The organism is Streptomyces sp. NPDC056479, from assembly GCF_042795335.1.
Taxonomy (GTDB): domain Bacteria; phylum Actinomycetota; class Actinomycetes; order Streptomycetales; family Streptomycetaceae; genus Streptomyces.
This window is the reverse complement of sequence record NZ_JBHTRZ010000007.1, coordinates 210,637-225,230: the sequence shown is the minus strand read 5'-3', so window position 1 is coordinate 225,230 and position 14,594 is coordinate 210,637. Positions and strand designations below refer to the sequence as shown.

At 70.6% G+C, this 14,594-nt stretch carries 12 protein-coding genes; 2 read left to right on the top strand and 10 right to left on the bottom strand.

All coding sequences use genetic code 11. The features are described 5' to 3' along the window. Positions 1-3: 3 nt before the first annotated feature. The 6 genes from ACFQ6S_RS27300 to ACFQ6S_RS27275 all read right to left on the bottom strand — a co-directional run bounded on the left by ACFQ6S_RS27300 (position 4) and on the right by ACFQ6S_RS27275 (position 6,958). Positions 4-1,185 (bottom strand): hypothetical protein, encoded by a 1,182-nt coding sequence (locus ACFQ6S_RS27300; protein ID WP_383415045.1) that lies wholly within the window; start codon positions 1,183-1,185, stop codon positions 4-6. A 196-nt stretch (positions 1,186-1,381) separates the two neighbouring features. Next, positions 1,382-2,440 carry a hypothetical protein gene (locus tag ACFQ6S_RS27295; protein WP_383415042.1) on the bottom strand — a complete coding sequence of 353 codons (1,059 nt, stop codon included), beginning with the start codon at positions 2,438-2,440 and terminating at the stop codon, positions 1,382-1,384. Between the two features lie 115 nt (positions 2,441-2,555). After that, positions 2,556-3,059 carry an ATP-binding protein gene (locus tag ACFQ6S_RS27290; protein WP_383415040.1) on the bottom strand — a complete coding sequence of 168 codons (504 nt, stop codon included), beginning with the start codon at positions 3,057-3,059 and terminating at the stop codon, positions 2,556-2,558. 299 nt (positions 3,060-3,358) lie between these two features. Beyond that, positions 3,359-4,126 carry an enoyl-CoA hydratase/isomerase family protein gene (locus tag ACFQ6S_RS27285; RefSeq protein ID WP_383415037.1) on the bottom strand — a complete coding sequence of 256 codons (768 nt, stop codon included), beginning with the start codon at positions 4,124-4,126 and terminating at the stop codon, positions 3,359-3,361. Between the two features lie 174 nt (positions 4,127-4,300). Next, complete coding sequence (locus tag ACFQ6S_RS27280) at positions 4,301-5,539, bottom strand: Ig-like domain-containing protein (protein ID WP_383415034.1); 1,239 nt, start codon at positions 5,537-5,539, stop codon at positions 4,301-4,303. A 180-nt stretch (positions 5,540-5,719) separates the two neighbouring features. After that, positions 5,720-6,958 (bottom strand): Ig-like domain-containing protein, encoded by a 1,239-nt coding sequence (locus ACFQ6S_RS27275; protein ID WP_383415032.1) that lies wholly within the window; start codon positions 6,956-6,958, stop codon positions 5,720-5,722. Between the two features lie 156 nt (positions 6,959-7,114). Between ACFQ6S_RS27275 and glgX the strand changes: the two genes are divergently transcribed. Next, positions 7,115-9,379, top strand: coding sequence for a glycogen debranching protein GlgX (glgX, locus tag ACFQ6S_RS27270; protein WP_383415029.1), 2,265 nt, complete (start codon positions 7,115-7,117; stop codon positions 9,377-9,379). Between the two features lie 116 nt (positions 9,380-9,495). Next, positions 9,496-10,908 carry a sulfatase gene (locus ACFQ6S_RS27265; protein ID WP_383415027.1) on the top strand — a complete coding sequence of 471 codons (1,413 nt, stop codon included), beginning with the start codon at positions 9,496-9,498 and terminating at the stop codon, positions 10,906-10,908. Here ACFQ6S_RS27265 and ACFQ6S_RS27260 read toward each other — a convergent pair whose 3' ends face one another. Genes ACFQ6S_RS27260 through ACFQ6S_RS27245 form a run of 4 tightly spaced genes read right to left on the bottom strand, consistent with a single transcriptional unit; the run spans position 10,909 to position 14,488 of the window. Continuing rightward, positions 10,909-11,553, bottom strand: coding sequence for a response regulator (locus ACFQ6S_RS27260; RefSeq protein ID WP_383415024.1), 645 nt, complete (start codon positions 11,551-11,553; stop codon positions 10,909-10,911). It abuts the gene before it with no gap. Then, positions 11,546-12,799 (bottom strand): sensor histidine kinase, encoded by a 1,254-nt coding sequence (locus ACFQ6S_RS27255; protein WP_383415022.1) that lies wholly within the window; start codon positions 12,797-12,799, stop codon positions 11,546-11,548. Before ACFQ6S_RS27255 ends, ACFQ6S_RS27260 begins: the two co-directional genes overlap by 8 nt. A gap of 25 nt (positions 12,800-12,824) precedes the next feature. Continuing rightward, a complete protein-coding gene (locus tag ACFQ6S_RS27250) occupies positions 12,825-13,559 on the bottom strand; it encodes an ABC transporter permease (protein WP_383415019.1) in 735 nt (244 codons plus the stop codon). Further along, positions 13,556-14,488 (bottom strand): ATP-binding cassette domain-containing protein, encoded by a 933-nt coding sequence (locus tag ACFQ6S_RS27245; RefSeq protein WP_383415016.1) that lies wholly within the window; start codon positions 14,486-14,488, stop codon positions 13,556-13,558. The genes ACFQ6S_RS27250 and ACFQ6S_RS27245 overlap by 4 nt, the downstream gene beginning before the upstream one ends. Between the last annotated feature and the right edge of the window lie 106 nt (positions 14,489-14,594).

Here is a 14,594-nt window from a genome sequence, read left to right as displayed (position 1 = left end):
CAGTTAGCGGAAGATGCCGGTGTGGCCGAGGGAGTAGCGGCCCGGCTGCGGGTAGACGGCGAGGCCGTGCGGGCCCGCGCCGACGGGGATGCGGGCCAGTTCGGCGCCGGTGCCGGTGTCGATGGCGTACACCTCGGAGTCGTAGCGTCCCGACAGCCACAGCACCTTGCCGTCGGCGGAGACACCGCCCATGTCGGGGCTGCCGCCCTCGGGGAGCTGCCACTTCTTGGTGAGCTGGTTGCGGGTGAAGTCGAAGACGGAGACCGTGCCCTCGCCACGGTTGGAGACGTACATCTCGCGTGAGTCGCGGCTGACGTAGAGACCGTGGCAGCCCTTGCCGGTGGGCAGGAAGCTGGGCGTGGTGAACTTGTCGCCGTCCAGCACCCACATGCCGTGGGCCATCATGTCGGCGATGTAGAACCGCTTGCCGTCGGGCGAGATCTTGACGTCCTGCGGCATGGCGCCGTCGAAGGGGAGCTTCTGCTGCGCGACGACCTTCATCTGCTCGGTGTCGACCTTCAGCAGTTCGCCGCTGAACTCGCAGGAGACGATGAAGTACCGGCCGTCGAGGGAGAAGTCGGCGTGGTTGACGCCGTAGCAGGTGACCGGCTCGGTCTTGATCCGCTCCATGGTGTGGGGGTCACGGAAGACGAGCTCGCGGTCGAGGGAGGCCATGACGATGGCGTACCTGCCGTTGGGGGTGAAGTAGAGGTTGTAGGGGTCGTGGACCTCGACCTCCCTGCCCGCCCTGCCGGTCTTCGGGTCGATGGGGGTGAGGGTGTGGCCGCGGTTGTTGTTGACCCAGAGGGTCTTCAGGTCCCAGGACGGGACGACGTGCTGGGGCTGGCCGCCGACGGGGATGGTCTCGATGACCTCGTACGTCGTCGGGTCGATGACGGAGACGGTGTCCGACTCGCTGTTGGGGACGTAGACGCGGGACGGGAAGTCCTTGACGACCGGGGAGAGCTGGTTCGGGCGGTCGGCGGCGTAGACGTCCTTCGGGTCGAGGACGGGGGGCATGCCGGGGAGGCCCTTGACGGTCTCCTCCTTCACCGGGGCGGGGATGGCGGCCTTGGTACCGCGACGTTCTTCGGCACGGTCCCTGTTCCCGACGGACTCGGTGCCGCAGGCGGTGAGTGCGAGGAGGGCCAGGGTGGTGAGGAGGGGGCGATGTTTGAGGTTCATCGGCAGGTCTTCCGGTGGGGTGTGGCGTTGGCGGGGGGCGGGAGCGGGGCGGGCGCCAATGATCTCGGACCATTTAATGAGGATTGCACGGAAAATCACGAGATTTACCCGATTAGCGCCATTGCGGGTCGTCGACCCACCGCCTCCCACCGCCCCTCGCCCCTCTCCGTCCCATCCCTGGGGGGCGGGGCACGGCTCAGCCGGTCGGGAGGCCCAGCCCGTAGTACCTGACGTGGTATCCGGCCACGTACTCGGCTTCGCCGCCGATGATCAGGTCGGTCGGATCGCTCACCCCTGCCGCCCGTGCCGTCGCCACGAGCATCTCCGCGAGTGCGCGGCCCTTCGGTTCGCCGGGGCCGCCCGCGTCCACCCGCCAGACCGGATCGTCGTCGCCCCAGATCGAGGCCGTGCCCGGGTGCTGGGCGACGGTGCCCCAGCCGAGTGCGGCCGGGTCGACGCCGTCCGGGGCGAAACAGCCGATCGACAGCCGCTCGCCGCACGTCACGTCGAAAAGGATGGGCGCGTCAGAGCCGGTGCGGCCGTAGAACGGCATCCCGACACTGATGCCAAGGGCGGTGGCCTCGGCGGGCAGTGCCCCCAGGAAGTCGCTCAGCGACCGGGTGACGGTCTCCCAGCTACGGGCGGTCCAGCCGCCGGGGAAGCCGAGGCCGGCGTTGGCCCGGTCACGATTGCTGCCGAAGAAGCCGCTGATCGCGTGCTCCTCGCCGATGCCTTGACGCCAGAACCAGTTCTCCGCCGGGTCTGTGGGCTGCAGGACCAGCTCCGGCCCCGACTTCCCGGCGCGCAGCTCCAGGGTGTCGGGCCTGCCGCGCCAGCGCACGAAGGGGGCGCCCCACAGCGGTCCGCTGTCGTAGAAGGGACCCATGTCGCCGTGCGAACCCATGATGGACGGTTCGCCCAGCGCCGTGGTCAATTCCTCCTTGGCGGCGCGGAAGGCGGCGGCCTGCGCCACGGCGTCCGGTGCTGCCGTCGCCAACGGGACCGCGAGTTCCACGTACGACTCGCCGTCGACGTAACGCTCTTCGTATGTGCCGACCGGACGCAGTCGGGCATCGCCCGAGGACCGGCCGGTGATCAGTACAGGCTTGTCCGGCGTGCCGTCCCAGGCCCAGCCGAGCTCGGCCGCCAAGGCCCGGACGCCGTCCGGTGTCCAGTCACCGGTGTCCGCCGCGAGGAGTCGCCGGGCGACTTCCGCGAGGGATGGTCCTTCAGTACTTCCCCGTTGTCCGTTCATGCGCTCATCGTGCCGCATCGCGGCCGGGCGGATTCTGTGGGGGATCCGTGCGGGCAGCTCCGTAGAAGCCGTCGGTCCAGGGGAAGTTGGCCGGCGCGACCGCCGGGGGCTACCGTCAGCGGTCCGCCACCCTCATCTCGAACCACGTCGTCTTGCCGCGCGGCAACAGGTCCACGCCCCAGCGGTCGGAGAGTTTGTCGACCAGGAACAGGCCCCGGCCGCTGATGTCCATCTCCTGGACCGGCATCAGACAGGGCAGGCCGCGGGACGGGTCGCGGACCTCGATGCGGATCCAGCCGCGGCGGCGGCGCATGCGGAGGCCGAAGACGCGGGCGCCGGTGTGACGGACGGCGTTGCCGACCAGTTCCGAGACCAGCAGGACCGCGTCCTCCGTCATCTTCGGAGTCAGGCCCCACTGTCGTAACACCACCACCTGGGTCAGCCGGCGTGCCGTCGCGGCCGACTCAGGGCGGGACGGGAGCGGAACCTCCGCCTCCGTGGGATTGCCGAACAGCTCCAGCGCCTTTGATGCAGCTTCGTCCTCGACCGCCGGCGACCAGCGCGCCGCAGCCGCACGGCCGTTTCCCCGCGGGTGTTCGACACCCTCCAGCCCCGCCATGCCCCCATCATGGCCGTCCGCGGCGCCCGCCGGGGCCGTTCCCGAGGAATACACCCCCCGGAAGACCTCATTCCGCAGCACTCGGTTGGCATATGACTGGGGCAGTTCGGAGCCCTCAACAGCCCACCCGACCTGCGACGAAGGGTCAACTGGCGGCAATCGACGGGCTCCCTCGACAAGACACGCTTAAGGTTGCCTTAAGGCTCCCATAAACCGCCCCATCGAGGGACCCCGGACCGCCCCGGATCAGACACCCCGTCAATTGCAAGTGCTTCGGGTGAGTTTCAAGGGTGAAGTTTTCAGAGGAACTTGGCCTTGCCCGGCCCCTCCTCGACGAAGCTCCGCATCCCCTGCTCCCGGTCCTCCGTCGCGAACAGACCGGCGAACCAGCCGCGTTCCACCGCCAGGCCCGTCTCGATGTCCGTCTCCAGACCCGTGTCGATCGACTCCTTCGCCGCGCGCAGGGCGATCGCCGGGCCCTGCGCCAGCATCGCCGCCCACGCGTGTGCCTCGGCGTAGACCTGGTCCGGCGCCACGACTCGGTCCACGAGGCCCAACTCCCGCGCCTCGTCGGCCTTCACCATGCGACCGGTGAAGATCAGGTCCTTCGCCTTCGACGGGCCGACCAGGCGGGCCAGCCGCTGGGTGCCGCCCGCGCCCGGAATGAGGCCGAGCAGGATCTCCGGCTGGCCCAGCTTGGCGTTGTCCGCGGCGATCCGGTAGTCCGCGCACAGCGCCAACTCGCAGCCGCCGCCGAGCGCGTAGCCCGTCACGGCCGCGACCACCGGCTTCGGGATCCGGGCCACCGCCGTGAACGACTCCTGCAGGGCCCGGGCGCGCAGGACCATCGCCGCGTGGTCCATGGCCTGCATCTCCTTGATGTCCGCGCCCGCCGCGAACACCTTCTCCCCGCCGTAGATCACCACGGCCCGCACGTCGTCACGCCGGGTCGCCTCCTCGGCGAGCTCCTTGAGCCTGTCCTGGGTGGCGACGTCCAGCGCGTTCATGGGCGGGCGGTCGAGACGGAGGGTACCGACACCTTCGGCGACTTCGAGATTCACGGTCATGGAGGCAGGTTAACGGGGACTAACGGCGACCGGTGAGGTGCGGTCAGTCACACCCGGCCGGGGAACTGGGGGTTGCCCCCCAGGCGAGCACAGCACGGGGACCAACGGCGACGGCCCCGGTGCCGTACCTCACATCGAGGTCGTGCACCGGGGCCGTACGCCGTCCTGCGGGAGTTACGCCTTCCACTTCTCCCACGACATGTTCCAGCCGTTGAGGCCGTTCTCCGGAGCCACCGTCGCGTCGGCGGAGTTCTTCACGACCACCACGTCGCCGATCATCGAGTGGTTGAAGAACCACGCGGCCGGGGTGCCCTTGTCCCACGCGCCCTTGACGTCGCGCAGGCCGATGCAGCCGTGGCTGGCGTTGTAGTTGCCGAAGGCGCCGCCGCCCCAGTAGTTGCCGTGGATGAAGGTGCCGGAGTCGGTCAGGCGGGTGGCGTGCGGGACGTCGTCGATGTCGTACTCGCCGTCGTAGCCGACCGTGTCGCCGTTCATCCGGGTCTCGACGAACTTCTCGGTCATGACCATCTGGCCGTTCCAGGTGTCGTACCCGGGCTTGCCGGTGGTGACGGGGATGGTCTTGATGACCTTGCCGTCCTGCGTGACCTTCATCTTCTTGGTCTTCACGTCGACGACCGAGACCTGGTTGCGGCCGATCGTGAAGGTGACCTTCTTGTCCTGCTCGCCGTAGACGTCGGGGCGGCCCTCGACGCCGTCGAGATTGAGCTCGACCGTGACCTTCGTACCGGGCTTCCAGTACTTCTCGGGACGGAAGTCGAGGCGGTCGTTGCCGAACCAGTGGCCCGCGACCTCGACGGCCGGCTCGGTCTTGACGGTGATCGCCTTCTCGACGTCCTCGGGGTTGGTGATGCCCCGGGTGAAGCGAAGCGAGAACGGCATTCCGACGCCGACCTTGGAGCCGTCCTCCGGCGTGAAGCGCCCGAGGAAGGTGTTCTTCGGCGTCAGAGTGGTGAAGTCGGCCTCCTTGGCGGCCTCCAGGCCCGCGGAGTCCTTGGCGACCGCGTGCACCGTGTACTTCGTGGCGGCGGCGAGGTGCGTGGACGGCGTCCACGTGCCCCCGTCGCCGGATATCTTCCCGGCTATCGCGGCGCCCTTGGCATCCTTGACCTCGACCGAAGTCAGCTTGCCCTTGGCCGCGGTCACCTTCAGCGCACCGCTGGTGTCGACGGACTTGGCACCGTCCCCCGGGGCTATGGTCACGACGGCCTGCGACTTCTTGGCCTCCGCCGTGCCGGCGTCGCCGCCCTTGCCGTCGCCGGCACCCGAATCCGATCCGCTGCCCCCGCCGCACGCGGTGACGGTCACCAGCAGCGCAACCGCGACCGCGGACAGCCCCATGCTCCTGCGTCCGCGTCCGTCAACCGACGCCCCCGATATCGGCCGCACGTTCAAAGTCGTACTCCCCTCCCCGGGCCTGGTCCGACCCGCTCCCCCGCGCGTATGCCGCGCGCATCGGCGCATATTAACCACAAGGCCAGGCGCGTCGGCGCCGCGCGTTTGTCACCGTTCCGTTCCAACATCAGCCGAGGGTCGGCCGGTGGGGCACCTCGCCCAACTCACCCCCCTGTCGGATTACTTCACCGCACTGCCTGCCTTCCACTCCTTCCAGCCCATATTCCATCCTCCGAGCCCATTGTCGGGAGCGACCTTTTTGTCATTGCTGTGGACGACCTCGACGACGTCTCCGATCAGGCTGCGGTCGAAGAACCAGCCGGCCGGGGTCTCGGCACTGCCGCCCTTGACGTCCCTGAGACCGACGCATCCGTGGCTGACATTGCTCTGCCCGAAGATCGAGGCGTCCGCCCAGTAGTTGCCGTGCAGGAAGGTGCCGGAGTTGGTCAGCCGCATGGCGTGCGGGACGTCCGGGATGTCGTACTCGCCCTTGCCGTCCTTCTTCTTGAAGCCGACCGTGGCGCCGTTCATCCGGGTCAGTTCGAGCATCTCGGTGACGACCATCTTGCCGTTGTAGGTGGTCATCTTCGGGGCGCCGGCCGTGATCGGGACGCTCGCGAGCAGGTCACCCTCGCGGCGGACCTCCATGGTGTGCTTCTTGGCGTCGACGAGGGAGAGCTGGTGGCGGCCGACGGTGAAGGAGAAGGTCTTGTGCTGGAGTCCGTAGACCCCCCGCGCGCCCTCGACGTCCCGCAGGCGCAGCGCGACGGTGACCTGGGTGCCGGGCTTCCAGTAGTCCCTGGGACGGAAGTCGAGGCGCGACTTGCCGAACCAGTGCGGGCGGATCTCCACGGCCGGCTCGGCGATGACCCGGACGGCGCGTTCGACGGCGGCCCGGTTCGTGATCTCCCGGTTGAACTCCAGGGAGACGATCATTCCGGTGCCGACGGTGGAGCGGTTCTCGGGGGCGACGTATCCGATGAACCGCTTGTCGGGGACGTACGTGGTGAAGGTCGTGTGCCGTGCGCTGCGGCGCCCGTGGCCGTCGGTGGCCACCGCGTCGATCGTGTATCTGGCGGCCAGCGCGAGCCTGGGATCGTCGGGCTCCCAGCGCAGGCCGTCCTTGGAGATGTGCCCGGGCACCGGGGTCTCCTGGGCGTCCTGGGAGCTGACGGCCTTCACCGATTCCAGTCGTCCGCTGGGCACCCGGACGAGCAGTTTGTCGTCGGGGCGTGCGCCCTTGGAGCCGTCGTCGGGTGTGACCCTGATGACGTCCTCGGGTGCCGGTGCCTTGCCCAGCGTGTCGCCGATGCCGCCGTCAGAGGTACAGCCGACGGCCCCGGCCAGCAGTCCTGCCCATGTCAGTACGGCGGCCAACGCGGCCCCCGCGCGCCGCGCGCGCCCTTGTACGTGCCTCACGAAGACCCCAACGACCGGGGTGGCCCTGGGGAAACGTGAGTGCGAGCCAGCGGGTGGGCAGAACCTTGGGAGGACGACGCGACGGGGAGCCGCGGCCAGGGACGACCGCGGCTCTCTTTCCACATGGTGTGGTCCGTGAGCCGTGGGAGGCCACAGGTGTCGAGCGCAGCCGAGCAGGAGGCGGTGGCCGGGGCGGTCGCCGCTGAGGAGGGGCGCCCGGCCGCCGTCGTGAACGGCGTGCGGCACAAGGCCCCTGCCGTGCCCGTGTGGCCGGGCACGCCCGTGCCGCTCGGCGCCCGCTTCCGGGTCGGCCCGGACGGGGTGGCGGGCACCAACTTCGCGCTGTGGGCGGGCGGGGCCGAGGCGGTCGAGCTCTGCCTGTTCGATGAGCAGGGCAAGGAGACCCGGGCCCGGCTGACCGAACTGACGCACGAGATCTGGCACGGCTTCGTGCCGGGTGTGATGCCCGGCCAGCGCTACGGCTACCGGGTGCACGGCCGCTGGGACCCGTGGACCGGCGGCCGCTGGAACCCGGCGAAGCTGCTGCTCGACCCGTACGCCCGGGCGGTGGACGGCGACTTCAGCCTGCCGCCGGAGGTGTACGGGCATGTCCGCGACTGGCCTCAGCAGCATGTCGCGGACACCGTGCGCGACGAGCGGGACTCTGCGCCGTACGTCCCCAAGGGCGTGGTCGTCCACGATGACGACGACTGGGCGGACGACCGCCGGCCGAAGACACCGTGGGCGGACTCGGTGATCTACGAGGTGCATGTGCGGGGGTTCACGAAGCTGCATCCCGGGATCCCGGAGGAACTGCGGGGCACATACGCCGGTCTCGCGCACCCCGCGGCGATCGAGCACCTCGTCAAGCTGGGCGTGACGGCCGTCGAGCTGCTGCCGGTGCACCAGTTCGCGCACGAGGACCATCTGCTGCGCAAGGGCCTGCGCAACTACTGGGGCTACAACTCCATCGGCTATTTCGCCCCGCACGCCGCGTACGCCGCGTCCGGTACGACGGGTCAGCAGGTCGGCGAGTTCAAGCGCATGGTCCGCGCGCTGCACGCGGCCGGCATCGAGGTCATCCTCGACGTCGTCTACAACCACACGGCGGAGGCGGGCGAGCTGGGCCCGACGCTGTCGCTGAAGGGCATCGACAACCGGGGGTACTACCGGTTGCAGTCGGACGCGCGCAGGTACGCGGACTACACCGGCTGCGGGAACACCCTGCACGTCGTCCAGCCGCATGTCCTGCGGCTCATCACCGACTCGCTGCGGTACTGGGTGACCGAGATGGGCGTGGACGGCTTCCGCTTCGACCTGGCCGCCGCGCTGGCCCGCTCCATGCACGACGTCGACATGCTCTCGCCGTTTCTCGCCGTCATCGCGCAGGACCCGGTGCTGCGGCGGGTGAAGCTGATCGCCGAGCCGTGGGACGTGGGGTCGGGCGGCTATCAGGTGGGCGCATTCCCGCCGCTGTGGACGGAGTGGAACGACCGCTATCGCGACGCCGTGCGGGACTTCTGGCGGGGCGCGCTGCCCGACGTGCGGGATCTGGGCTACCGGCTGTCGGGGTCGAGCGACCTGTACGCGTGGGGAGGGCGCCGCCCGTACGCCTCCGTCAACTTCGTGACCGCGCACGACGGTTTCACGCTGCGGGACCTGGTGTCGTACGAGCGCAAGCACAACGAGGCGAACGGCGAGGGCAACCGGGACGGCTCGAACGACAACCGGGCCTGGAACTGCGGTGCCGAGGGCAGGACGGACGACGAGCGGGTACGGGCGCTCAGGCGCCGGCAGCTGCGGAACCTGCTGACGACCCTGCTGCTGTCTACGGGTGTGCCGATGCTGGTCGCGGGCGACGAGCTGGGCCGCACACAGCGCGGCAACAACAACGCCTACTGCCAGGACAACGAGATCAGCTGGCTGGACTGGGGGCTGCTGGCGGAACCGGGCTGGAAGGCGCTGTTCGACCTGACCTCCCGGCTGATCGAGCTGCGGCACCGGCATCCGGTGCTGCGTCGCCGGGCCTTCTTCTCGGGGCGGGCGCACTCGGCCGACGGGCTGCGGGATCTTGCCTGGTTCACCGCGCGCGGCACGGAGATGACGGAACGGGACTGGTACGCGCCCGCCGACACGCTGGGCATGTATCTGTCCGGGCGGGACATCCCGGGCCGGGACGAGCGCGGGGCGCCGATAGTCGACGACAGCTTCCTGGCCGTACTGCACGCCGGGGACCGGCCGGTGAGCTTCATGCTGCCGGGGCCGCCGTGGGCGGAGCGCTACGAGGTCGTCGTCGACACCTCGCGCGAGCAGCAGGCGGAGGCACCGGGGGTGGAGCACCGTGCGGGGGCGGCGATCACGGTGCCGGCGCGGGCGGTGCTGTTGCTGCGGGTCGACCGAGACGGCGTCTCAGGTCATTGAGACAACGGGGCGAGTCACTGCTACAACCTGGCGGGGCATTGAGGCAGCGTTTCAAGGTCATGAAATCCGCGTCGGATTCCTGGTCCTGACGTCGGCGCGCTGATCGACTGACGCACATGCCCGAGATATCCCGCCGTGCCTTCGGTGGTCTCGTCGGCGGCGGTGCCGTGACCGCCGTCGCCGCTGCGACCACCGCCGCCGAGGCCGCCGCAGCCGCCCCCGCCGAGCACCCCTTCAAGGCCCGCCCCGCCGCCTCCGGCAAGCGCCCCAACCTCCTCGTCATCCTCGGCGACGACCTGGGCTGGGCCGACCTCTCCTCGTACGGCGCCCCGCACATCAGGACCCCGAACCTGGACCGGCTGGCCCGCCAGGGGGTGCGGTTCACGAACGCGTACTCCGGCTCGGCGACCTGCTCCCCGACCCGGTTCAGCCTGTACACCGGGCGGTACCCGGGCCGTACGCCGGGCGGTCTCGCGGAGCCCATCGCCAGCAGGACGCAGGGCCTGGACCCGAACCACCCCACCCTGGCCTCCCTGCTGAAGAAGGCGGGATACGCCACCGCGCTCATCGGCAAGTGGCACTGCGGCTGGCTGCCCGACCACAGCCCCACCAAGTCCGGCTGGGACGAGTTCTTCGGCAACTTCGGCGGCGTCCTGGAGTACTTCTCCAAGCTCGGCCAGCTCGGCGCCTACGACCTCTACGAGGGCGACGCCGAGTACAAGGACCTGCGCTACTACACGACCGTGCTGACCGAGCGGGCCGTCGAGTACGTCGGCCGGGACCACGACAGGCCCTGGCTGCTGAACCTGAACTTCACCACCCCGCACTGGCCCTGGCTCGCGGAGGGCGACGAGGAGACCGGCGCCGAGATCGAGGCGAAGATCCGGGCCGCGAAGAGCCAGGCGGAGGTCGGCAGGGCGCTCAACCACTACGACGGCGGCTCGGTCGAGAAGTACACGCAGATGGTGGAGAGCCTGGACGCGGCCGTCGGCGAGGTGCTCGACGCCCTGCGCCGGTCGGGGCAGGAGGACAACACCGTCGTGCTGTTCGCCAGCGACAACGGCGGCGAGCGCTACTCCTACAACTGGCCGCTCAGCGGCGAGAAGTTCGTGCTGCTGGAGGGCGGCATCCGGGTCCCGTCGATCCTGCGCTGGCCCGCCCGCGTCGACGGCCGGCAGGTCAGCGACGAGCCGGTCTTCTCCCCCGACTGGACGGCGACCCTGCTGGAGCTGGGCGGAGCGCGGCCCGACCCGGCGTACCCCCTGGACGGCACCAGCCTCGCGGGCTACCTGCTGCGCGGCAGGGAGCTGCCGGAGCGGGACCTGTTCTGGCGGGTGCGCGCCAACCGGGCCCTCAGGCGCGGTGACTGGAAGTACTACCGGGACGAGAAGGGCACCGACCACCTCTACGACCTCGGCGCCGACCAGCGCGAGCAGGCCGATCTGGCACCCGACAGGCCGGAGCTGCTCGCGGAACTGAGGGCGTCCTGGGAGCGGATCGCCGCCGGTCTGTTGCCCTACCCCGGTTAGCTAGCCGAGGATTCCCCGCTCGTACGCCGTCGCGACCGCCGCCGCGCGGTCGTTCACGCCCAGCTTGGCGTACAGGTGGGTGAGGTGGGTCTTCACGGTCGCCTCGCTGATGAAGAGCTCGCGGGCGATCTCCCGGTTGGAGGTGCCCTTGGCGACCAGGGCCAGCACCTCGCGCTCGCGGGCGGAGAGGGGCTCGTTTCCGGGGGCCTTGGGGGTGCGGACGGCGGAGACCAGCCGGGAGGCGACGGCCGGGGAGAGGACCGTACGGCCCTCGGCGGCGGCCCGGACCGCCGTGAACAGCTCGTCGCGCGGGGCGTCCTTCAGCAGATAGCCCGTCGCCCCCGCCTCGATGGCGGGGAGGGTGTCGGAGTCGGTGTCGTACGTGGTCAGCACGAGGACCTTGGCGCGGGCGCCGGTGCGGGTGAGGTGGGCGATGGCCCGGACCCCGCCGCCGCCCGGCATGCGCAGGTCCATCAGGATCACGTCGGGGTCGAGTTCACCGGCCCGCTCCAGGGCCTCCTCGCCGCTCGCCGCCTCGCCGAGCACGACGAAGCCGGGCGCGGACTCGAACATGCCGCGCAGACCGTCCCGTACGACGGGATGGTCGTCGACGATCAACAGGGAGATGGCCGCCTCGTCACTCATGGCGCACCAAAGGTACGCGAGCCGACAGGGCGGTGCCCCGTCCCGGTTCGGACTCGACGGCGAGGCAGCCGGCCACGCGCTCGGCGCGGGCGCGCATGCCCGCCAGGCCGAAGCCACCGCTGCTGCTGCGCTCGGGAAGGGCCAGCGGGTCGAAGCCCCGGCCGTCGTCGCGGATGTCGAGGATGACCTCGTCGCCGAGGAAGGAGAGGGTGACGCCCACGCGGGTCGCGCGGGCGTGCCGGGCGGCGTTGGAGAGGGCCTCCTGGGCGATCCTCAGCAGCGTCGCCGAGATCTCGTCGTGGAGCTGCTCGGTCGTGCCGGTGGCCGTGAACTCGGCGGGGACACCGGTCCGTTCGGTCCATTCGGCGACCGTGCTCTTCAGGGCCTGCGGAAGTCCGTCGTTCTCCAGGGCCACGGGGGCGAGGTTGTGCACCGAGCGGCGGGCCTCGCCGAGGCTGTGGCGGGCGAGGGCCGAGGCGCGGTCGAGGTGGGAGCGGGCCGTGGGCAGGTCGGGGGCGTTCGCGACGACCTGGAGCTGGGCGATGATGCCGGTCAGGCCCTGGGCGATGGTGTCGTGGATCTCGGCGGCCAGCCGGCGGCGCTCGTCGGCGACGCCGGCCTCCCGGGCCTGGAGGAGGAGTTGGGCGTGGAGGGCGGCGTTCTCCTCCAGTGCCTGCTGCAGGGCCGCGTTGGTGCGTTCGAGCTCGCCGATGGTCTCGGCCCGGGCGCGGGAGCGTTCCTCCTGCTGGTGGGTGAGGTGGCCGACGACCGTCAGGATGACGTTGTTGACCACCAGGAGCGCGGCGAACAACGCCCACTGCACCGGCTCGTGGAACGGCAGCCCGCCGGCCTGCGAGCCCGAGACGGCGATCGAGCAGGCGAACGGGCCGATCCACCGCAGCCGCCGGCCGGGGAGCAGCTCGTCGGAGTCGAAGTAGCCGGTGACGGCGTAGAACGCGAAGAACGGATTCAGCCAGGTGAGCGCGAAGCCGAGCGCCCAGCGCACGCCGTAGTACACCGTGCCCGCGGTCGAGGGGGCGGGGCGGGTGCGGCTCGCCCGGCCCCACCACAGCTGGAGGGCGAACCCGGCGGCCACCAGCACCGCGACCGTGTTCCGCTCCGCCGTGCCCGGCGTCAGTTCGGCGGTGGCGACCGCGAGCAGGGTGGCGACCGCGAGCATCCCGTAGGGCCCCTTGCTGCGGATGAGCTCCCAGCGCCGCTCGATGTCGGTGTCCGCCGCGGTCATGCCTCCAGTCTGCACGGCCGTCCGCCTACTCCCAGCGGAACCAGCGCGCGGCCGCCGCCGACAGCGCGACCGACCAGAGCGCCATGACGCCGAGGTGGTCCCAGCCGGGCCAGTCGCCCGCCGTGGCCTGGTTCAGGGCCTGGGCGGCGGCGCCGAACGGAGTGAACCCGACGATGTCGGCCATCAGATCGGGCATCGCCTGCACCGGCAGCCACACGCCCGCGCAGAACAGCATCGGGAAGAACACCGCGGTCCCCACGGCACCCGCGATCTTCACCGTCCCGGACACCGCCGAGATCACCGACCCCAGGGCGAGCGCGACGAGGACCGCGAGAACGAGCGCGAGCAGATAGCCGTAGGGCTGTCCGGGCAGTCGTACGTCGTAGGCGAGCCGTCCGACCGCGAGGGCCAGCAACGCCGAGAGCACCGCGGCCAGGGCGTGCACCAGCATCTGCGCGGACAGCAGCGCCGACGGCCGTACCGGGGTGGTGGACATGCGGCGCAGGATGCCCTGTTCCCGGTAGCCGGTCAGGCCCACCGGCATCGACTGCACTCCGGCGACGATCATGCCGACCAGGACGGTCACGGGTACGTAGGTGTCGACGATGCGCAGGCCGTCGAGCCCGTCCTGGGGCTCGCGGAAGGCGGGAATGGCGCCCAGGATCGCCAGCAGCACCGGCGGGAAGACCAGGATCCAGAAGAGGCTGCCCGGTTCGCGGGCGAGCAGACGGGCCTCGGTGCGCAGTACGGCGGTGTTCATGGCGTGGTCTCCGGCACGGTCGGATCGGGCGCGGTCGTCTCCGTCAGGTCCAGGAAGGCGTCGTCCAGCGTGGCGTCGCTGACACGCAGTTGGTGAGCGGTGATGCGGTGGCGGGCGAGCAGGGTGATGACGGCGTTGACCGTCTCGTCGCTGCCGGCCAGGGTGATCCGTCCGTCCTTGTGCTCGAGGGAGGCGAGCGCGGGCAGCGCGTTCAGCTCGTCGTCGTCCAGCGGTTCGGACGGCGTGAAGGAGATCACCGTGGCGCGCGCGGAGCGTCGGATCAGCCCGGCCGGGGTGTCCAGGGCCGCGATCCGGCCCTTGTCGATCACGGCGATCCGGTCGCAGAGGCGCTGCGCCTCCTCCATGAAGTGGGTGACGAGCAGGACGGTGACGCCGTTGTCGCGGATGTCCTCGATGAGCTGCCAGGTGTCGCGGCGGGCCCGTGGGTCCAGGCCGGTGGTGAGCTCGTCCAGGACGACGATCCGGGGGTTGCCGACGAGGGCGAGCGCGATGAACAGGCGCTGCTTCTGGCCGCCGGAGAGCTTGCCGAACCGGGTGCCGAGCCGGTCGGCCAGGCCCAGGCGTTCGGCGAGCGGGCGCCAGTCGGCGGGGGCGGGGTAGAAGGAGGCGTACAGCTGGAGCGCCTCGCGCACGGTCAGCTTCTCCTGCAGGCGGCCCTCCTGGAGCTGGGCGCCGAGGACCTGGGAGACCCGGTCGTGGTCGGCGACGGGATCGAGGCCGGTGACCCGGACCCGGCCCGCGCCGGGGACGCGCAGGCCCTCGACGCACTCCACGGTGGTGGTCTTGCCGGCGCCGTTCGGGCCGAGGATGCCGAAGATCTCGCCCTCTTCGACGGCGAAGGAGACACCGTCGACCACGGTGCGGCCGCCGTAGGACTTGCGCAGCTCGGTGACTTCGATGACGGACATGGCATCAGGGTCGCGGCGGGGCGGGGTCCGCCACATCGGCCGTCGCGCTCGAAGACACATCCTCCGATCGGTTGATGGCGGAGGTACGACCGGCCGCCGCGGCTGT